This is a genomic window from Haloferula rosea, assembly GCF_016595525.1.
In the GTDB taxonomy this organism is placed as follows: domain Bacteria; phylum Verrucomicrobiota; class Verrucomicrobiia; order Verrucomicrobiales; family Akkermansiaceae; genus Haloferula; species Haloferula rosea.
This window is the reverse complement of record NZ_JAENII010000002.1, coordinates 138,150-158,691: the sequence shown is the minus strand read 5'-3', so window position 1 is coordinate 158,691 and position 20,542 is coordinate 138,150. Positions and strand designations below refer to the sequence as shown.

The following is a 20,542-nucleotide window of genomic DNA, read 5'->3' as shown; positions in this document are numbered from 1 at the left end:
GCCATGGACGACTGGCAAAGCTGGGCCGCCGGTGCCATCGTCATCCTCACCCTTGGCATCTTCATTGCCCGATTGAGGAAGAAGAAGCCGGGATGCGGAGGAGACTGCGGCTGCGATCGCAAGGACCCGAAGTAGCAAGCCGATCCCTGTTGCAGGGCAGCAGGCCCGAACCGCTACAGATCCATGGTCGGCTCACCCAGCTCCGCTGAAGGCTTCTTCTCAAGTCGACGATTCGCCTCCCCCACCTTCTCCACGATCATCGCGACGATCCCGAAGAGGATGAACGCTCCGATCACGGCATAGACCGCATTGATGTAGCCGCCACCCTCGGCAAACCCGTAGTTGTGGAGACCGACACCCAGAAGGTTCACTCCCCACCACGAGAAGATCACGATGGCCGCCAAGCTGATCGATGCGAGATGGATGCCCCACTCGCGCAGGAAACCGCCAAGCCGGGCATGCAGGATGACAAGAGTCGCGAGCACGATCAGAAGCGCGCCGTTTTCCTTCGGATCCCATCCCCAGAAGCGTCCCCAGGAGTCATTCGCCCACACACCACCCAGCACCGTGCCGATGAGGGAAAGGAAGAGAGTCAGGCAGACCATCCCATACACGGAACGGGTCAACGAACGGCGCAACGACTTGTCACCATTGTCCAGTCGCAGACCTCGCAGCATGACATAGACCATGCTGATCACCGCCGTGACGAGTCCCGCCGCATAGCCCAGCGTGATGGTCACCACGTGCACCATCAGCCAGTAATTGGAGCGCAGCACGGCAACCAGCGGATCCATGTGATCCTTCGCGTCGCCGACTTCAAAGAGGCGCGCCAGCAGGATGAGGAACGTCCCCATGATGGGCAGCAGACCGAGCACGATGCGGCGACGTGTCATCAACTCGACGAGGGCTCCAAGAAGGATCACCGAGGCCGTGATGAAGATCACCGTGTCGTAGAGGTTCCCGATCGGCGGGCGCTGCATGATGATGCAGCGCTTGACGATGGGAATCACCACGAACACCCAGCCAGTGAGCGTGGTGGCCCACACGCCGTAGCCAAGAATGCGAGAACCGAGCGAACCCGCTCCCATCCACATTCCGATCGCCAGCAGGGTGCCGATCAGGAAAAACGCCAGCGCCCACAGGAACCAGTTCCAGTGGTAGTAGGCGGCCTCCATCGTGATTGCCCGATACTCCCCACGATTCTCCGCCTTCTCCACGATGTCGCTCTTCAGCGTCGTGAAAGCCTTGCGGAACTCCTCCTGATCCGACGTATCGACCCGCGCGACCGCTTCCATCCGCGCGATATCCTTGATCGAGCCCTCGACGTCGCGCGTCTGCTGGGTCATCACATTCCAGACCCGCTGTCCGGGGCTGAGCCAGGTCTCATCTTCCTCGTCGGGCGGAGGAAAGAGGAACAGTCCGAACTTCGATGAGTTGGCTCCATCAAGGACCTGCTGAAGCATGTGCTGAACGTGGGTTGGGATCGGCTGACCCTGCCCCTGACTCTGCTGGAGCACATCGCGGATCACGGGAGCGGTCGCCATCACGCTGCTCAGGTCGGTGCGTTGGTTGGTCGGTGCAGTCGGATCCAGCGACAACATCTCGATGCCCGACCTGGCCGGAGAGAACACACCCAGCAAGTGCTCGTAACTCTGCACGTTCTGAGCCAGCGCCATCACCTGGTTTTCCAAGGCCGTCCGGTCACCCGCTTCCTTGCTTTGCCCATAAGTGGCAGCAAGCTCGAACAGCCGGTCGCGCCCGTCTTCCAGATCTTGGTAGCTGTAGCGATCGCGCCGCTCGCCCGGCTCCACGCCGATCGCCATCAGGACCTCCGAGTTATCGACCCGGAACGACGGTTGCTGCATGGAAAACTGCGGCCGGAAGAAGGCATCCATCATCCACGCGAGCGGCTTGATCCGGATGGGATCCGCCTCGTCGGATCCACGCACCGCCATCGACCGCGCCCCGTAGAGCCGGAGCATCGTGAATCCAGCGTAGGACGTGAGAGGCTTGATGCGTCCGCCGTCCTGCACCGGCAGATCCTCGGCGAGCAAAAGAGTCTCCTCATCCCAGGGCACATATCCCTCGATCAGCGTGACCTCTTTCGGCGGGTTCGCGTCGCGATAGGACTTGCTGACGACATACGCGAATGCCAGCAGTCCAAGGACGAGAAGAATCCAGCGTGCAATCTTGTTCATATCAGGCTTTTGAAGGTTTGCGCGAGCTCCCCAGGAGGAAGATCCAGAGTTTCGTGACGAAGTGGATGAACAAGCCGACCGCCACCATGTAGAGGCTGTATTCCGGCCACTTGTCCGCCGGGTTGGAAACCACCTCGAGCCCCGAATACTCCGGTGCACCCGCAGCTTGCGGTCCCCCACTCATCGTCCGTTGGAAGAAGGTGAAACCTCCGCGGCGCATGGGTTCGTTCATCGAGATGTCCACCTTGATCTGCTCGCCGTCCTCGATCCGCTGGATCTTGCTCATGAAGCTCTTCGGCTTCATGGAGTTCGGAAAATACTCGGCGATCGCATCGTCGAGCTGGATGGGAAATGGCACCGGAATGGTTTCCTTGGCGAGTCGCACGGCGAAGCGACGTCCCTCGGCCTCCACCACCTGGGGCGGGAAGGTTCCCTTGATGAATCCGGAAGGAGGCACCGCCATGATGAAGGCATCTCCCTTGCTTCCATCGGCAAATATGGCGCGCGCATAGCATCCGGGAGAATTGAGCTCCCCCTCCTTCTCGACCGGCAGATCAAGCAAACGCCATCCATCGACCACCGGATTCGAACTCTGGGAGCCGGACGCTGGGCGAACCGCCACGTTGGGCAGCCACCCGGTCAGTTCGAGATCAAAGGGCTGGTCGGGAAGGATCACCCGCCGGACGTCCGACGGCTCCAACCCGCGTAGTTCGGGTTCGCCCACCACGGTCACCATGCCGGTCGCCTGACCTCCATCCAGTTCGAGGACTTCAATCGTCGGATCCGTCAGGGACACCGCGTAGTCCGACTGATCGCCCTCGAAGAGAATCATCACCCCCCGCTTCTCGAAAACCTGCGCGACACCGCCTGCCGCAATCATGAAGATGATCGCAAAGTGGGACATCAGCACACCGATCGTCTTCCATCCCTTGCGGGCGCGGATCAGACCACCGAGAATCATGTTCACCATGAGCAAGGCGCAGACCCAGTAGCCACCCGGCATCGGGATGATCAACTTCAGGTCCGAACCGAAGACCGGCGCCTTGGCCAGGACATACCAGGAGGACCAGTGGAAATATTTCTGCAGGGTGGCAAGCAGTCCGGCATCCACCATTTCCAAGGTCGCCAGCCAGGTCTGGATCCCCAGAATGACCAGAAGTGTGGTGGCTAAACCGAAGCCGGAGAAGAATTTCCAAAGGCGTTGCATGATACAGAGATCGGCGTGATCAGAATGGGTCGAGGGGCTACGTCAGGAGGATCCGAAGTCATTCACTTTTGAAGCCTTAGACCACCGACAAAGGCTCTCAGTCGCTCTTCCTCGGCCTTCACCTCCTCGGTGGGGCCGAGCAACTTCACCGTGACCAGCCCCTTCGGACCTTCGGTCACCACACCGCGAAGGGACCACGCCTCCTGAGCCTGCTTGCCCATGGCGCCACCGAAATTGCCATCCGCCTTCACCCAAACCCCCTGATGGCCGGCCAGATCCACGGATTCCATGGCTTCCAGCCCAGCCTGGTCGACGGCTTCCGCATCAAATTGTCCCAGCCACCGGTTCACGTTCTCCAGCACGCCGCCACGACTGATGGAAAGGTAGGCCTCGCCCGCGGTGCCGAACTTGTAATTCAGGAGCCGGAATGCGCTCCCTGGCGCCGTCGTCCACCCGTCAGGCACGACTTCCGCGACGAAGGGAGATTCAGGAGCCTCGGTGGGTTCCGGAGCCGGCATCCGCCCTTGGCCGAAACGCGCGTCGTTGTCGGCGTCGAGCACCAGATTTTCGTCGCGCATGGTCAACTCACGCTTGCCCGAAGCCGTGACTTCTTCACGTTTGCACGCGCCAAGCACGGCCACCGCGCCCAAGATCATTGCAACCTTTCTCATCCCGCGCCCGATAGCCTCGCAAGGCATGGCGCGCAAGCCCTTCCCGCCCCCCGTCATCACCGTGGAACCCATCGAATACTTCAACCGCCATCAGAACCGAACGGAAACCGAACAGGTTTACGGTGAAGGATTTCTCCGATTCTCTTACGCGAACCCCCTCGGAGCCTTGCCGCTTCATGCCATGGTCAAGCGCGCCGCCTTTTCACGGTGGTATGGCGAGCGCATGAATCGCCCTTCCACCCGCTCCAAGATCCAGCCATTCATCGAGGAATACGGCCTCGACCCCGACGACTTCGCCGACTCGCCCGAGTCCTTTCCGCACTTCAACGCGTTCTTCTACCGCAAGCTCAAGCCGCAGGCCCGCCCGATCGCCCCCCGCGCCGACGTCGTTTTCCCGGCCGATGGCCGCCACCTCGGATTTGCCCGCGCCTCGGACATCCGCGGCGTGTTCGTGAAGGGACAACGCTTCGACCTCGCCAAGCTGCTTGGCGACGACGCCCTTGCCTCACGCTTCGCCGATGGATCTCTGGTCCTGTCCCGGCTCTGCCCGGTCGACTACCATCGCTTCCACTTCCCATGCGCCGGTACCCCCGGCGAATCCCAGCTGATCAATGGGCCGCTCTTCTCCGTGTCTCCCATCGCCCTGCGACGCCGATTGGCCTACCTTTGGGAAAACAAACGCGTCCTGACCCGGCTTGAAACCCCGAACCTGGGACTCGTCCTCATTCTCGAGATCGGAGCCACCTGTGTCGGCTCCATCCACCAGACCTATGAGGCCGGCAAGCCGGTCGAGAAGGGCGCGGAAAAGGGCTACTTCGCGTTCGGAGGATCCTCCACGATGACCTTCTTCGAACCGGGCGCGGTCAAACTTTCCACTGACCTGCTCGAGCACAGCAGCCACCAACGCGAGCTCTACGCCCGCGTCGGTTCGGAAATGGGCCATGCCAGTCCAATCAGCGTCTGAGGACTGAGGATGCACTGACCCATTCCGCATGGTGCGGCTCCAAGGCATTTTCTTCTCAGACAAGGCGCAACGACAGAGGTGATCAAGGTCAAGGAACGCCTCTCCACCGTAGGATTGCCGAAGGAGCGAGGCGTAACACCGCCTCATGGGAAAAGGGCTCGAGCACTTCTCACCGGCGAGCCACGCGAGCCCACTTCATCCCGTCCTCCACGCCGGGCAGCATGATTCAGCGTTTCCTTAGCGCGACTCCAACTCTTCAAGCCGCTCCTGCAGTTCCGAGAGGTTTTCTTGCACCTCCTTGATCAGTTCCCGCACCGCCTTCAGGTCATCTTCATCGACCTCCGGCGCCGCCGACTCGGCCTGCTCCAACAGCTCCAGAATGTCGCTGCTTGGAATCGCCAACGTCTTGACCCGTCCGGCGCGCGACACATTGATCCCGATGCATTCGCCCCGCAGATTCAGGACCGGTCCGCCGCACTGTTCGGGGAGCAGCGGCATGTCATGCTGAATGACCAGCGGGTAGCCGGACGATCGACTCGAGAGCGGCCCGGCCATCTCGTTCATGCGGCGGAAGCGATCGGATGTCGGCCCCTCCGGACGCGATCCCAATTCCACCGAAACCGATTCCCGATCCCCATCGCGTTCGATTTCCAGCTCCATCACATCCCCGGCACGGAGACCTCGGACATGGTTGCTGAACTCAAGCGGGTCACCCACGGCCTCCCCCTCGAGTTTCACGATCACATCGCCCGCTTTGATTCCACTCTTGGCTGCCGAACTTTTCGGGACCACCTCGGCGACCCGGATCCCGTCATCCACCTTCTCGGATCGGATACCGAGGAAACCAATGTCCGCCAGCGCCCGCTTCTTCACACTGATGACTCCGACTCCCATGGCTTCACCGTCGGCAGAAGGCGAGGTCAGCAAAGTGCCGAGACGCAGCTTGTCCTCGTCCTTCACCCAGCGGACCGGCTTGAGGCTTGCGGCATCGATCGACAGCAACACCAGATCCCGGCGCGGAAAACGCTGCACCACCGAGGCCTCATAGGATTCATCGCCCAGCCGCACATCCAGCTCACCCTCGAGCGTTTCCTCACTCTTGGTGAGGATCCATCCGTCCTCGGAAACCACGGTCCCGAGCGCCACCGGCTTTCCATCCACAAGCACCGTCACCGTGGATCGGTCCGCTTTCGAAACCACCGGCTCGAGCGCACTCATGACCGAAGTGAAAAACGGATCCTGCAGTTCGATCGATGGCGCCTGTTCAGCCAATTTCTTCAACTCCTCGGGCCCCATCTTCTCCATCATCTCGCGGATCGACTTGGCCATCTCCTCGGGACCTCCTAACGCCTCGAGTTGTTCCCGGGTCAACTTCAGATCCCCACCGTCCTTCATCGCCTGGCGAAGCAATTGCTCCAAATCCAACTTCGGTGCTTCCCGCTTGGTTGCCTCCTTCTTTTTACCCGCCGGTTCATCCTTCTTCTCCGCTGGTTCATCCTTCGACGCGCCGCCCCCCATCAACTCAGCCATGCGCACGAGCTTCAGCTCGGCGCGGCGTCGCTTCCCTTCGCGTTCATACATCAGACGCACCTTCTTCCCGGCGTCGAGCTTGCCCGCAACGGCCATTAGCCCGTCCCGATCCCGCACCTTCTTTCCAGCGAATGCCATGATCACATCCCCCTCCTTGAGGCCGGCTTTCTCCGCCGGCGAACCTTCCATCACCCCCATCACGCGCACCCCACCCTTCGGGCCCGGCTCACCAAGTTGCACCCCCATGACAGGGCGGTCCGGATCTCCCTGGGGCTTCGAAGCGAAGCGACTGCCCTGCCGTTTTCCCTCGAGCATCATGTCCCAGTGCTCGCGATAGACCGAAAGCGGCACGTGCCGGTTCTGGCTCAGGGTGGCGCCGATGTTCGAATGGATGCCGATCAGGCGCCCCTCGACATCAAACAAGGGACCTCCGGAGTCCCCCCCGACAACCGCACAGTCGCTTTCAATGAAATTGCCGACGGCAAGCACCCTGCCCAAACGGACGGGAGGCGTCCTTCCCGGATCGAACCCTCCCGGATGACCGAGAGCCACGCACCACTGGTTGCGTTGCAAGGTCCCATCCTCCGCCAGTTCGACGAAAGGATACTCACCCTCTTCGGTGATGCGGACCATCGCCGCATCCCGGTCAAACTCACCTCCAAGGATCTCTCCCTTCTTCCGGGTGCCGTCCGGAAACATGACCACTACTTCCCCATTCAGGGACTCGACCACATGGGCCGCTGTCAGAATCAAACCCTCCTTGCTGACCACCACACCACTGCCCGATCCACCGCCTCCGAGAGAAAACAGCGCAACCGTTGCTTCGGAACACCGCTCACTCATCCCGACCAACTTCTGGTTGAGTTGCTTCAAGTCCTTCAACCCTCCGACCAAGGGACCGTCTTCCAACTCCGCAGCTGACAGGCCGACCAACCCCAAAGACAGGCTCAAGGCCAGCGACCACTTCCAAAATGTATGCTTCATGATGTGCTTCGACGAACCACCGAGCGAAGCCTGCTGCCCATCAGCAACCTCGAACCGTGCTCCCCCGAAAGCGACATCCGTCGCTGGGCATGTTTGAAAAACGTGACAGCCTCAGCGGCACGCCATCAAACCATCATAAATCGCCCTCGCGGCCGTCTCCTGATACCAGTCCGTCGAGCATCGCGCCCGCTCCCGCGAATTGCTGATGAAACCACACTCGACCAGCACCGCCGGACAGCGCGTCTGGGTCAGCACGGTGAAGCCATGACGACGCGCCCCCCGGTTCCGGGTCACCACACGGGCAGGCAGCCGACGCTGGATCGCCCCGGCGATCATTCTTCCGGTCGTTCCCCAGTAATACGTCTCCGCTCCCTTGATCGTGGTATTCGTCGAGGCGTTGAAATGAATGCTGACGAAAACCGCCGAGCGATACCGGTTGGCCATCGCCACCCGACTCTGGAGCGACACAAACACATTGCTCCTCCGCGTCATCACGGTGCGGATCCCCCGCTTCTTCAGCAAGGCCTCCAGCTTGGTCGCCACCTTCAGGTTGAGGGTCGATTCCCTCACTCCACCCCAGTAGGCCCCCTTGTCCTTCCCTCCGTGACCGGGATCGATCACCACCGTCGAAAATCTCGCCGCCTCCGCCATCCCCGCCAGTCCCAGCCAACCCAAGGCCAACCACAGGACACACTTCATCAGTGGGGTTCTAGCAATCACGTTAAGGATCCTAAATATTTAAGCCCTCTTTATCAAAGTCTTTTTGAAATTATTTCATCTCTTCGCCCGATCCATCCAAAGCTTCCTCGGGATTTTCAATTTCCTGCCTCACCTTCCGGGAGAGAAACGGCCGCACCAGCAACCCATACAGCAGGTAGGCACTGAAGAGAATGACCGGCATCACGTAGCGATACTGCACCGTCACCACCAGCAGCAGCGCAGCAATCAGCATCACCAAAGGAGTCCCCTTCGTGCGCCATCCGACATTTTTAAAACTCGGGTAGCGGACATTGCTGATCATCAGAATCGAGAGACCGAGCATCGCCCCTGCCAGCACGTACTTCCACATGCCGAGCTCCGGATCATTCCCGTTCCCCTTGTCGTTCAAATAGATGGCCAGGAAAGTCAGCGATGAAATGAAGCCAGCCGCCATCGGGATCGGAATACCACGAAAATCCGTATCCTTTTCCCCGTCCTTCTTGGGAATCGCGGCGATGCAATTGAAGCGAGCAAGCCGGATCGCTCCGCAGACGACGTAGATGCACGCCAGGTACCAGCCCAATCCATCGAAAATCTCATCGAGCGGAAAGAGCACCGCCTTCGCCATCAACAAGGAGGGCGCCATCCCGAAGGAAATCACGTCCGCCAACGAGTCAAACTCCCTGCCGAAGGGCGACTCCTTCCCACCAAGCCGCGCAAGACGGCCATCCAGCAAGTCGAAGATGCAGGAACCGAAAATCAGGAGGATCGCCCGCTCATAATACGGCTTCGCCAGCGCGAAGTCGTAGCCGGACTCTTTGCTGGTCGCGATCAGGATACCTTGGAAAATCGACAGCACCGCCACGAAGCCACAAACCAGATTCCCGGTGGTCATCAGGTTCGGCAGCAGGTAAATCTTCGGGTCGTCTGGATCTTGAGTGCGAAACATCCGCGCGCAATGTGGTCGATCCGCCCCGCCAGCGATAGGGAAAAAATTCACCCCTCCCGGCCGTCCACCCCCACCGAGACCACCCTTGATCGCGGGGGCACTCCGGCTAGCGTGTGCGCATGTCGACCGACTCCTTGAGCGTGCACTCCCCGATGAAGGACATCATGGAAGCCTTTCCCGGGGCACGCCGGGCGCTCTTCTCGCGCTACCATCTCGGCGGATGCCAGAGCTGTGGCTTCGCGCCCGAGGAAACCCTCGAGCAACTCGCCAAGCGTGCCGGAGACCATGATCCCGAGGAAATGTTAAAGCATCTGCGCGATTCCCATCGGCACGATCAAGAGATGCTGATTCCTCCATCCCTGCTCCGCTCGCAGCTCGACTCCGACTCGCCCCCTCTCCTTGTGGACACCCGGACTCGTGAGGAACACGACGCCGTTTCCATCGCAGGCTCGGTCTTCATGACCCAGGAACTCCAGCAGGAGCTTTTCGCCGGCGACCCGGAACGCGCGATCGTCCTCTACGACCATCAAGGGAAGCACGGGCTGGATCACGGCTCATGGTTTCAAGGTCACGGCCTGAAGAATACCCGGGTGCTCGAGGGCGGAATCGACGCCTGGTCCCAAGAAGTCGACCCCTCCCTCCGACGCTACCGCCTCGAGATCGACTAGGCATCGTCCCGAAATTTCGAGCACGACGAACGACGCTCATTGCCACCAAACGTCTTCCATGCTCACCTTCGGGCATGAAAAGACGCCATTTCCTCTCCACCGGCCTCCTCGCGACTACCCCTCAATGGGTCACCGCTGAGCAAACGCCCCCTGAGATCCCTCCGGCAAGTCCCCCCAACCGGATCGGTGTCTCATCGTATTCCTTCTGGGGCTTTCGTCGCGACGAACTCCGCGACATCCCCCTCTGCCTCGACCATGCCGCACGCATGGGCTTCGACGGATTCGAGATCCTGCAGCGGCAGCTCACGCAGACCGACAACGCTTCGCTGCAGAAGATCAAACGCCATGCCTTCCTCAATGGACTGGACCTGATGGGCTACTCCACCCATCAGGGCTTCCTCTCTCCGAAGAAGGAAGGCCGCCAGAAGAACATCGATCACACCATCGAATGCATCGAACAGGCCTATGCGCTCGGCATCCCCACCATGCGGGTGAACTCCGGCACATGGGGTACTTCCAAAAGCTTCGATGAACTCATGGAACGCCGCGGCATCGAACCACCGCTGGAAGGCTACACCGAAGAGGACGCCTTCGGATGGGTCATCGATGCCTACGAAACCATCCTGCCGGTGGCGGAAAAATGCGGCGTGGTGATGGGCCTGGAAAATCACTGGGGACTCGGCGTGACCCCGGAAGGCGTCCAGCGCGTCATCAAGGCCGTCGATTCACCATGGCTGCAAGCCACACTCGATACCGGGAATTTCCTCGAGGACCCCTACGACCGCCTCGCTCAACTCGCCCCCGATGCCGTCCTGCTCCAGGCCAAGACCTACTTCGGCGGAGGTGTTTGGTATACCTTGGATCTCGATTACCCACGCATCGCAAAGATCCTCCGGGACGCAGGCTTCAAGGGCTACGTTTCGCTCGAGTTCGAGGGCAAGGAGAACCCACTCACGGCCATCCCGAAGAGCCTCGACATGCTGCGCAAGGCATTCGCCTGAGCGGACCCTGCACAAGCATTGCGCCGCGGACTCGCCAAACCGCCCCTTCGCTTCTAACGTCAGCGCGTGGGTGTTTTCACATGGGTCGGCCATTCGGCCATCAGCTTCTTTGCCTACCTGGGCGAGATCGGCCAACTGGTCGCCTCGATCTGGGAGTCGCTGCTCCATGGACAGCGACGCCACCGCATGATGCTGCGGCAGATCGCGGAGATCGGTTACCGCTCTCAGCCCGTTGTCATCGTGACCGGTGCATTCACCGGCGCCGTCCTTGCCGCACAGTCACTGTTTCAGTTCAGCACGCTCGGCATGGAATCCGGTGCGGGCGCGCTGGTCAGCGTGGCCATGCTGCGGGAACTTGGCCCCTCCATCACGGCCCTCATGCTCGCCGGCCGTGTCGGAGCTGCCATGGCCGCGGAGATCGGAACCATGAAGGTCACTGAGCAGATCGACGCCCTCCGCTCGATGGGCGTCCACCCCATCGACTACCTCGTCACGCCCCGCATGGTCGCGATGTTCGTGGCCATGCCACTGCTCATTGCCGAGTCCGCCGCATTTGGAATCCTCTCGTCCCTGATTATCGGAACCGGTCCATTCGGGGTCAACCCGGCCTACTGGATGAATCAGGTGAACAACCACACCGACCTGAGCGACGTGGCCATCGCCCTCGTCAAGGGCTCGGTGTTCGGCTTTCTCATCGTGCTGGTCTCCTGCCACCAGGGCCTGAAGGTGACCAATGGAGCCGTTGGGGTGGGCCGAGGCACCACCCGAGCCATGGTCTACTCCGCCCTTGCCCTCCTGGTCTTCAATTTCTTCCTCACCCTGCTTCTGAATCTCATCTTCCCGACCGGAGTCGGAAGATGAATCCTACTTGACATCGTTCGCGGATTTTGTTGATACTCAACGGCTTCCCTCCCGATCATGTCTCTCCCCCCACACACGACCACCCTGATCCGGCTCGGCATTCTTGCCAGCCTGACCACCTCCCCCGGGTGGTGTGCGGAGCTGTCTGGAGAAGGAAGTCCCGAGGCCGTTCCCGAACCTGCCGTCCCGCTACTGGGGCTGCTTGGGCTCTGCCTCATCCTCCTGCGGCGCAACAAGCCATAGTTTGCCCGCAGGGTCTGCAACGACGGCCCCGACCTTCCCCCCGATCGGAGCCGCCGTTGCCAGGCCGGATGGGCTGCGCAGGCCCACGAAAGCCGGTGATTCCCGCGTGACAGATGCGCTTTGCGCTGCAATCGTCCGCCTGAACTTCCGCCATGCCCATCCGCCAGAAAGCCATGAGATTCAGCCTGTTGCACCTAACAGCAGCCTCACTCCTCGCGATTCCCACCTGGGCAGCCAACTCCCAAGCCATCTTTCAAGGGCTTGGAGACCTCTCTGGCGGAGCCAACAGCTCATCTGCCACGGGCGTTTCCGAGGATGGAATCACCGTCTCTGGAATCAGTTCATCAACGGCCGGAACCGAAGCCTTCAAATGGACCGAAGTGGGTGGATTGGTCGTTCTCAGCGACATCGAGGGTGGCAATGTGTCCGCCGGAGCCATGGGGGTTTCGTCGAATGGCGCGATGACTTGCGGGTTCGGAACCTTCGGCACCGGAGTGGTGCGTGCCACCCGTTGGGACGGCACGGCAGCCCCTACCCAGCTCGGAACCCTCAATACCTCCGGCTATCGCTACTCCCAGGGTGCGGGAATTTCCGCGGACGGGAGCCGGGTCGTTGGGATCTCCTCCAGCGCCAGCGGCCTGCGGGCTTTCGTCTGGGTGTCCGGCACAGGCATGAGCAACCTCGGGTTCCTGATCCCAAATGCCACTCAGAGCGGCGACTTCGCCTACAGTTCGGAAGCAAATGCGATCTCGAGCAACGGCCAGACAGTCGTCGGCTCCAGCAGCTACACCGTGTCTGAAACCGTCACCATCCCCGGGCGGACCGAGCAACTCCCCCGCTACGACGATGAGGGAAATCTGATCGGCTACGAGACCATCTACTATCCCCCCTATGACCAGACCACCGTTCTCGAGCAAGGCACTCAAGCCTTCTCTTGGACCAGCGCCGGCGGCATGGTTGCCTTGGGCGACCTCTCAGGTGGCGGTCTTTTCTCGGAGGCCAATGCGATCTCGAACGACGGAACCGTCATCGTGGGCGGAGGTCAGCATGGGGCTGGCAACGAAGGCGTCGTTTGGACCAACGGAGTGATCTCGTCCATCGGCGATTTTGATGGAGGCGACACCGCCAGCCTGCTCACCGACGTCACCGCCGATGGCACCATCGCCGTCGGCCAGGGCACGGACGCACTTGGTGAAGCAGCGCTCATCTGGAGCTCGGAATTCGGCATCGGCAACCTCAACACCCTCCTTGCCGAACAGGGCGTCAATCTCGGGGGCTGGAGACTCACGTCGGCCACCGGCATTTCCTCGGATGGCCAGGTGATTGTCGGCAACGGCATCAACCCATCCGGCGATCCGGAAGCGTGGCGGATCACCGATGCCCTGAGCCTTCTGAACATCCTGATCCCCCCCCCTGCGGGTCTCCAGGAAAGCCTGAAGGTCGTCCGTGGACACGCCGCCAGATTCTCCGCGGAACGTGGCCGCTCCTACCAGCTTCTTGAATCGACCAATCTTGCCACCTGGACGACCGAAGGTGAGCTCTTCAGCACTACCAATGCCGGAGAAGCCTTCGAGCATGCGCTCCCGATCACACTGGAGCCCAGCAGTTCGTTCTACCTGCTCGGTCCCTCCAGTGTTCCTTCCGAAGCGGACACCCCGATCACCATGATCCAGGGCACGCTTCTCCAGTTCACCAGCGAGCGTGGATACATCTATCAACCCGCGTACTCCGACGACCTCGTCACGTGGACTCCGTTCGGATCCCCGCTGAATACCAGTTCGGATCTGGGCCCGGTGGAACGCACCTTCATCGATACCTCCGTGTCGCTCGACCACCCGAAGCGCTTCTATCGGATCGATACCACCCAATCCGACACCCTCACCGTTCCCTTCGACCTTCATGTCGGCCCGGTGTTCAAGGTGAACATGCAGCTGGATACCCCGTATCAACTCCAGACGAGACCACGATTCACCAATGACCCTTGGGAGAATTTGGGCGAGCCCTTCTCCACCGAAGGAGCCGCCACCCCGCACAGCTACTTCACTGCCATGCCGCTCCCACGGCCTTCGTTCCGTGTCGTCACACCTTCCTCCGGCGAACCACTTGCAGACCAGACCATCCTCACGCTTGCCGATGGTGCACTGATCAGCTTCACCTCGCAACCCGGCTCAGCCTATCAGGTCCAGAAGACCACCGATGGAGTCACCTTTGCCAACGTGGGTGCCGCCATCGACACCGTCAGTGATACCGGCCCGACCAGCCGCAACATCCTCGACCCATTTGATTCGACCAACCCACCCGTCGGCGTGAGCTACCGGGTCGTCGAGACCGGGCTCGAGCCTTGAGGGCAACCAACTCGGGCCTGTCCCGCGTCGTGGCGCTCAGGAGGCGTCCTCGCCCGGCTCTTGCGTGTCCGGCGAGAGAATATCCTCGCGGTTCTTTTCATGGCGCACGTCGCGCGCGAGGTCCAGGAACACGGCGTCCTCTCCGATGTTCACCGCGAGATCCCCGATCCGTTCGAGTGAGCGGGCGACAAAGATCAGATGGAGGAAATCCTCCGATCGTTCACCGCCCTCCTCAAGCAGGGCGCTCAGATTCGCGATGACCTTCTTGTGGATCCGATCCAGCTCCTTGTCCTGGGTATCAAGTGACAAACCCAGCTCGGAATTCCGATCCGTGTAGGCCTGCATCGACCGGCGCAGCCCCTGCAGGGCAAGCGTGTAGACCGGCTCAAGCCACTGGGTCTCGGGAAGTTCGGCGCGTTTGCTCATCTTCTTCGCCCGCTTGGCGATGTTCACCGCATGGTCGGAGATCCGCTCCAGATTGCTCGATACCTTCATCGAGGTGATGACCACACGGAGATCGCTTGCCACCGGATGGAACCGAAGCAGCACGTCCATGCCCAGGGAATCGATCTCCCGCTCCAGTTCGTCCACATCGTTGTCGTCCGCAATCACGACCTTGCTCAGGTCAATATTTCGGGTCAGCAGGGCATCCATGGCCCGCTCGAGGTTCAGCTGCGTCTGGCCGGCCATGCCCAGAACCTGATCCCGGAGGCGGTCCATCGCTTCATCGAATTCACGGATAATGTGCGGAGTGGTCATAATTTCGATCAGCCGAATCGGCCGCTGATGTAGTCTTCCGTTTCCTTGCAGGACGGTGTGGTGAACAGGGTCGCCGTTTCATCGAACTCGATGAGGCGGCCCATGTAGAAAAACGCAGTCCGATCCGAAACCCGGGTCGCCTGCTGCATGTTGTGGGTCACCATGACGATGGTGAACTCCTCCTTCAGATTCAATATCAGCTCCTCCACCTTGGCGGTGGCGAGCGGATCGAGCGCCGAGCACGGCTCATCCATCAACAGGATCTCCGGACGCACGGCAATTGACCGGGCGATGCACAAGCGCTGCTGCTGCCCTCCGGACAAACCGTTGGCACTGGTATGAAGCCGGTCCTTCACCTCATCCCACAAGGCCGCCCCTTGCAGCGCGGTCTCGACAATGCCGTCGAGTTCCGACTTGTCCTTGATCCCCGAGAGCTTGGGCCCGTAGCAAACATTCTCGTAGATGGTCTGCGGGAAGGGATTACTCTTCTGGAAAACCATGCCGACCCGACGGCGGAGCTCGACGGGATCCACCTCCGGACTGTGGATCTCGACACCCTCGATCTCGATGGTTCCACGGGTGACCCGTGCTCCCGGAACGAGGTCGTTCATCCGATTGACACAGCGCAACAAGGTCGACTTGCCACACCCCGACGGACCGATGAAGGCCACAATCTCGTTTCTTCGAACCGTGAGATCAATGCCGTCGAGTGCCTTGGCATTGCCATAGCAGAAATCGACATCCTTGATCTCGATCAAGGATTCGTGCGTTTTCGATTCTGGGGCCTTGGGTTTCATCAGCTGAAGCGTCCTGAAATGTAGGCCTCGGTTCTTTCCTCCTTCGGAGTCTCAAACACCTTGAGGGTCCTGTCGTATTCCACCAGCTCCCCCATGTAGAGGAAGGCGGTGAGATCGGAACAGCGGCTTGCCTGCTCCATGTTGTGGGTGACGATCACGATCGTGAACTGCTCCTTGAGGTCGCGGATCAGGTCCTCGATCCGCAAGGTGGCCGTGGGATCCAGGGCTGCGCATGGCTCATCCATCAGCAGGATCTCCGGTTGGTTGGCGATGGCCCGCGCGATGCACAGGCGCTGTTGCTGGCCACCTGACAAACCGAACGCGCTGGTGTGCAGACGGTCCTTCACCTCATCCCACAGGGCCGCGGATCGCAGCGTGCGCTCGACCACATCGTCGAGCTCCGAACGCTTGTTGCGCCCTGCCACCCGGAGACTGAACACCACATTCTCATAGATCGTCTTCGCGAACGGGTTGTACTTCTGGAAAACCATGCCGACCCGCTTGCGCAGCGAGATCACCTCGACATTCGGATCATAGAGGCTCTTGCCGTCGAGACGGATATCCCCTTCATGCTGCACCCCTTCGATGAGGTCATTCATCCGGTTCATGTTCCGCAGCAGGGTCGACTTTCCACAGCCCGAAGGCCCGATCAACGCAGTCACCTGCTTCTCAGGAATGTCCATGTTGATGCCATGGAGCACCTTCGCCGCCCCATAGGAGAAGCTGAAGTTGTCGATCGCGATGAAATCCTTGCGTGGCATGATTAGAAACTACTTACGGCGTACTTCTTGCGCAGCCGGTTGCGGATGATGATCGCGGTGAGGTTCATGACCACGACGATGGAAATCAGCAGAAGGGTCGTCGCAAACACCATCGGCTTGGCCGCCTCGGAGTCCGGTGACTGAAAACCCAGATCGTAGATATGGAAACCCAGATGCATGAACTGACGTTCCGGGTGCACGAACGGAGCCACCGCGTCGATCGGCAGGTCCGGCGCGCTCTTCACGACACCGACCAGCATCAGGGGAGCCACTTCACCCGCACCCCGCGCCATGGCGAGGATCACCCCGGTGAGGATTCCGGGCAGCGAGGCCGGGAGGACCACCCGCTGGATGGCCTGCCACTTCGAGGCTCCGCAGGCGAGCGCCGCCTCACGAACCCCACGAGGAACGGAAGCAAGAGCCTCTTCGGTCGCCACGATCACCACCGGCACCGTCAGCAAAGCCAGCGTGAGGGAAGCCCAGAGAATGCCGCCGCTCTTGTACACCGGTTCTTCCGAGTTGGAAAAGAACCAGTCATCCACGACGCCCCCGAGAAAGTAGATGAAGAAGGCGAGACCGAACACACCGAAGACGATCGATGGCACGCCCGCCAGGTTGTTCACCGAAATCCTGACCGCCTTCACCAGCGGACCCTGCTTCGCATACTCGCGCAGATAGATCGCAGCCATCACCCCGAACGGCGTCACGAACAGGCTCATCACCAGGGTCATGACCACCGTCCCGAAGATCGCAGGGTAGACGCCACCTTCGGTATTCGCTTCACGTGGGTCGGTGCTGACAAAGGTCCACGCCCTGCGGATCGTCTCCTTCAGACGCCCGAAGAAGCCGACCTGGTTCGCAGCGAACACATGAAGCAGCTCACCGGTGGGGATCTTCAGTTCCCTGCCATCCATGGCCTCGACCACGAAAGTCGACTCCTCGAGTTGTTCACGCAGCTCCTTGCGCTGGCCGTCGAGCTTCTCATACTCCGCCAGCAATCCGGCCAGCTCCTCCGCCCGCTCGGGCGATGATCCCTTTTTCTCCAGCCAGCGGAGCTCCTTCACCCGCTTGCTGTTCTCACCGATCTTGATCTTCTCGATCTCGCGCAGTTCGTCGCGAAGCTCCTCACCCCTCTCCGTTAGTTCGTCCAGTTTCTCATCAAACCCTTCCGCACTCGCCTCGAGAGTCTCCGAACCACCGAGCTCAAGGGCCTTCGCCCGGCCGATCACATTTCCCCCCTCCAGACGCTCCACGAGAATCAAGTCCTCCTCCTCGGTCTGTGAAACGATGGCTTCGCGGTCGAGGAAGACGAACTTCTCGCCGAACAGCTCCCGATTGCCTCGGAACAACTGGATCTCTTCCTCAACCAGACCTTCGAGGGTTCGCTTCGAACGTTCCTGCACCAGGTAGCCGGCGACCTTGCTGTTTTCGCCACCCTCTTGGCGGACCTCCACGACAACCAACCGGGCAGGCCAGAAGGACTCAAAACCCTTGTACATCACCAGGCCAATCAAGCCAACGGACAGCAGCACCCCAATGGTCAGGCCCACTGCAGTCAGCCATACCAGGGGTTCCCCGGTCCTGGATCGGCCCGTGGTGGAAAATTTCGAGGAAGATGCAGACATCGATTCGAATCAGACGAGTTTGTTCTTCTCACGGAGTCGCTGACGCAGCACTTCGGCCACTCCATTCAGCACGAAGGTGAGGAGGAAAAGGACCAACGCCCCGAGGAACAAGGTGCGGTAGTGGGTCGACCCGGGAGCCGCCTCGGGCAGCTCCACCGCGATATTGGCGGACAGCGTCCGCATCCCGGAAAAGATGTTCCATTCCTTCACCGGCGTGTTTCCCGTCGCCATGACGACAATCATCGTTTCGCCGACCGCCCGGCCAAACCCGATCATGAGGGCCGAGAAGATGCCCGGAGAGGCCACCGGAATGAAGATGGTCCGCACCACTTGCCAACGACTCGCGCCGAGTGCCGCCGCCGCCGCGGTCAGGGTCCTTGGAACATTGGACAAGGCATCTTCAGCAATGGTGAAGATCACTGGAATCACCGCAAAGCCCATCGCGAACCCGACCACCAACGAATTGCGCTGATCGAATGACAGACCCGTTGCCTGCGGCCACCAGAGCCGGAAATCCGCGATGGCCTTTCCGGTCGATGGATCTGTGTAAACAAAGAACCATTTCTCAATGACCGGACCCAGCGACCATGCAAGCCACCCCCCGATGAGAACCAGCGGGAGCAGCACGATCCACTCCCGCCCGTGCTCGAAACGGTGACGGACCTGAATCGGAACACGCGACCAACCCGCCCCGAACAGCAATGCAACGGTGGGCAGCACCAGACATGTGAGAAGAATCGATGGCACCTTGTCCTCGATCAGTGGAGCCAACCAGATCCCGGCAAGAAATCCGAGCACCACCGATGGCAACGACGCCATGATCTCCATCGCCGGCTTGACCACCCGCTTCATGGCGGGCGGGAGGAAGGCTGCCGAGAACACCGCGGCAAGCAGAGCGATGGGGATCGAGAACAACAGCGCGTAAAAGGTCCCCTTCAACGAGCCGATGATCAGCGGAACCAGCGAGAGCTTCGGTTCAAAGTCGTCCGACCCTCCGGTTGATTGCCACTGGTGGACCGGTTCACTCCCCCCTTCATACCACACCTTGCCGAAGAACGCGCGCCAGCCGGACTCGGGATGGGGATCGTGCAGGGAAAACCGCTGGACCTGGCCCTCGGCTCCAGCGAGGAAGAAATTCTCGGCCTTGCCATCGATCGTCACCGCCACCGGCTCAAACTCGGCGGTTCCCTCCCAGCGGGTTGCACCGGAGGTGAGGTGACGCACCGCAAGGCCACCACCCGCACCGCACAAAAAACTCTTGTTCCGCAGACTCGACGCGAACACCGGAGTGCCCTCGCCCACCGGACCGAACTCCTTGGTTTGTCCGAACAACCGGGTGTTGGACCCCTCGGGACGGAACAGGCTGAAGACCCGCTGCTGACCCGACTCATCGGTCATTGCCACGGACACCCCGCCGAACAGGTAGTCCATGCGCTTGGGTGGCTTGCCCTCGAACGGCTGGAATGTCTGGACCTCGTCGAGGGCCCCTGCATCCATCAAAAAATAGTGAACCTGCCCATCGGCCGTCGCCATCAACACCGCCTGCCCGTTCTGCGAGGCTACCGTGGAAATCACCTCGGTCCGAATCCTCTCCGAGAGGTCGGTCTCGCCGACACGCGTCAGTTTCCCCGCCCCAATCAATGAGCGTTTCTGCGCCAACTGCACGACCGCGACCCCTTCATCACGAACCACGGAAATCAGGCGCTTGCTACCCCCATCACCATAGGACACGGAGCGCACGGCACCACTGCCCGCCTCAAGTTCATACCAAGGTTCCTCCTCCACGGAGACATCGACCTTGCGCGGCTCACCTTCCCGGAAAACCGACTCATACTTCACCACGAACGACCCGACCCGCCCATCGGCGAGGCCAACCGCCACCCGGTGGTGCACGGGGTCATAACTCACTGCGGTCACCTCGACCCCAGCCAGTGACGGCACTTCCACCGCCTGCCGGGCACCTTCCTCACCGGCCAGCACCACGATTTCGCTCCCACCCGAATAGAGAAACGGCCGCTCACCCCACTCGTCCACGCCGATCACCTTCGGCGAGGTCCCTGTCTTGGCAACCGACTCGGCCACCACTTCCGCCTTCGAAAAGAGCGGAATGATCTCCTTCAGGATGAAAAAGAAGATCCCGAACACCGCCAGAATCACCGCCAGACCACCAATCCGGATGATGTGGGTCATCGCCTGATCCAGCCACAAGGTTCCCCTCGAGACTTCGAATCGGTTTGGATCAGGTGGAGGAGGTTCGGAGGAACTCATTCAGCTTATGGC

General features: G+C 60.8%; 18 protein-coding genes. 7 read left to right on the top strand and 11 right to left on the bottom strand.

Annotation, left to right across the window (positions count from 1 at the left end; genetic code table 11):
* Positions 1-3: 3 nt before the first annotated feature.
* A complete protein-coding gene (locus tag JIN81_RS19245; protein ID WP_267907940.1) occupies positions 4-135 on the top strand; it encodes a hypothetical protein in 132 nt (43 codons plus the stop codon).
* Positions 136-173: 38 nt separating this feature from the next.
* Here the strand turns inward: JIN81_RS19245 and JIN81_RS02665 are convergent, their stop codons facing one another.
* The 3 genes from JIN81_RS02665 to JIN81_RS02655 all read right to left on the bottom strand — a co-directional run bounded on the left by JIN81_RS02665 (position 174) and on the right by JIN81_RS02655 (position 4,076).
* Positions 174-2,198, bottom strand: a complete 2,025-nt coding sequence (locus JIN81_RS02665) for a cytochrome c biogenesis protein (protein ID WP_200276046.1) — start codon at positions 2,196-2,198, stop codon at positions 174-176.
* 1 nt (position 2,199) lies between these two features.
* Positions 2,200-3,405, bottom strand: a complete 1,206-nt coding sequence (locus tag JIN81_RS02660; RefSeq protein WP_200276038.1) for a cytochrome c biogenesis ResB family protein — start codon at positions 3,403-3,405, stop codon at positions 2,200-2,202.
* 62 nt (positions 3,406-3,467) lie between these two features.
* Positions 3,468-4,076 carry a hypothetical protein gene (locus tag JIN81_RS02655; RefSeq protein WP_200276036.1) on the bottom strand — a complete coding sequence of 203 codons (609 nt, stop codon included), beginning with the start codon at positions 4,074-4,076 and terminating at the stop codon, positions 3,468-3,470.
* A gap of 25 nt (positions 4,077-4,101) precedes the next feature.
* Between JIN81_RS02655 and JIN81_RS02650 the strand changes: the two genes are divergently transcribed.
* Positions 4,102-5,040: a phosphatidylserine decarboxylase gene (locus JIN81_RS02650; protein WP_234044421.1), complete on the top strand. Its 939-nt coding sequence runs from the start codon at positions 4,102-4,104 to the stop codon at positions 5,038-5,040.
* 237 nt (positions 5,041-5,277) lie between these two features.
* On the opposite strand, the gene JIN81_RS02645 is transcribed toward JIN81_RS02650, so the two are convergent.
* The 3 genes from JIN81_RS02645 to pssA form a co-directional block, all read right to left on the bottom strand.
* Entirely contained in the window at positions 5,278-7,554 is a 2,277-nt protein-coding gene (locus JIN81_RS02645; RefSeq protein ID WP_200276034.1) for a S1C family serine protease, read from the bottom strand.
* Between the two features lie 111 nt (positions 7,555-7,665).
* Positions 7,666-8,253 (bottom strand): N-acetylmuramoyl-L-alanine amidase family protein, encoded by a 588-nt coding sequence (locus JIN81_RS02640; protein WP_200276032.1) that lies wholly within the window; start codon positions 8,251-8,253, stop codon positions 7,666-7,668.
* A 70-nt stretch (positions 8,254-8,323) separates the two neighbouring features.
* On the bottom strand, positions 8,324-9,202 hold the full coding sequence (pssA, locus tag JIN81_RS02635) for a CDP-diacylglycerol--serine O-phosphatidyltransferase (protein WP_200276030.1): 879 nt from the start codon (positions 9,200-9,202) through the stop codon (positions 8,324-8,326).
* A 119-nt stretch (positions 9,203-9,321) separates the two neighbouring features.
* Here pssA and JIN81_RS02630 point away from each other — a divergent pair, with 119 nt between their 5' ends.
* The 5 genes from JIN81_RS02630 (at position 9,322) to JIN81_RS02610 (ending at position 14,320) form a co-directional block, all read left to right on the top strand.
* A complete protein-coding gene (locus JIN81_RS02630) occupies positions 9,322-9,870 on the top strand; it encodes a rhodanese-like domain-containing protein (RefSeq protein ID WP_200276028.1) in 549 nt (182 codons plus the stop codon).
* 74 nt (positions 9,871-9,944) lie between these two features.
* Positions 9,945-10,871, top strand: a complete 927-nt coding sequence (locus tag JIN81_RS02625) for a sugar phosphate isomerase/epimerase family protein (protein WP_234044420.1) — start codon at positions 9,945-9,947, stop codon at positions 10,869-10,871.
* 66 nt (positions 10,872-10,937) lie between these two features.
* On the top strand, positions 10,938-11,732 hold the full coding sequence (locus tag JIN81_RS02620; protein ID WP_325100830.1) for an MlaE family ABC transporter permease: 795 nt from the start codon (positions 10,938-10,940) through the stop codon (positions 11,730-11,732).
* Between the two features lie 57 nt (positions 11,733-11,789).
* Positions 11,790-11,975 (top strand): hypothetical protein, encoded by a 186-nt coding sequence (locus JIN81_RS02615; protein WP_200276026.1) that lies wholly within the window; start codon positions 11,790-11,792, stop codon positions 11,973-11,975.
* A gap of 152 nt (positions 11,976-12,127) precedes the next feature.
* Positions 12,128-14,320, top strand: coding sequence for a hypothetical protein (locus tag JIN81_RS02610; RefSeq protein ID WP_200276023.1), 2,193 nt, complete (start codon positions 12,128-12,130; stop codon positions 14,318-14,320).
* A gap of 36 nt (positions 14,321-14,356) precedes the next feature.
* Here the strand turns inward: JIN81_RS02610 and phoU are convergent, their stop codons facing one another.
* From phoU to JIN81_RS02585, 5 genes are read right to left on the bottom strand one after another with little or no spacing between them, the layout of a single operon-like run.
* A complete protein-coding gene (gene phoU, locus JIN81_RS02605) occupies positions 14,357-15,079 on the bottom strand; it encodes a phosphate signaling complex protein PhoU (RefSeq protein ID WP_200276021.1) in 723 nt (240 codons plus the stop codon).
* Positions 15,080-15,087: 8 nt separating this feature from the next.
* Positions 15,088-15,876 carry a phosphate ABC transporter ATP-binding protein PstB gene (gene pstB, locus JIN81_RS02600; RefSeq protein WP_200276019.1) on the bottom strand — a complete coding sequence of 263 codons (789 nt, stop codon included), beginning with the start codon at positions 15,874-15,876 and terminating at the stop codon, positions 15,088-15,090.
* The gene (gene pstB / locus JIN81_RS02595) at positions 15,876-16,637 is read right to left on the bottom strand and encodes a phosphate ABC transporter ATP-binding protein PstB (protein WP_200276017.1); all 762 of its coding nucleotides are present in this window, start codon (positions 16,635-16,637) and stop codon (positions 15,876-15,878) included. The genes pstB (JIN81_RS02600) and pstB (JIN81_RS02595) overlap by 1 nt, the downstream gene beginning before the upstream one ends.
* Before the next feature lie 2 nt (positions 16,638-16,639).
* Positions 16,640-18,262: a phosphate ABC transporter permease PstA gene (pstA, locus tag JIN81_RS02590; RefSeq protein WP_200276015.1), complete on the bottom strand. Its 1,623-nt coding sequence runs from the start codon at positions 18,260-18,262 to the stop codon at positions 16,640-16,642.
* Between the two features lie 9 nt (positions 18,263-18,271).
* On the bottom strand, positions 18,272-20,452 hold the full coding sequence (locus JIN81_RS02585) for an ABC transporter permease subunit (protein ID WP_234044419.1): 2,181 nt from the start codon (positions 20,450-20,452) through the stop codon (positions 18,272-18,274).
* Between the last annotated feature and the right edge of the window lie 90 nt (positions 20,453-20,542).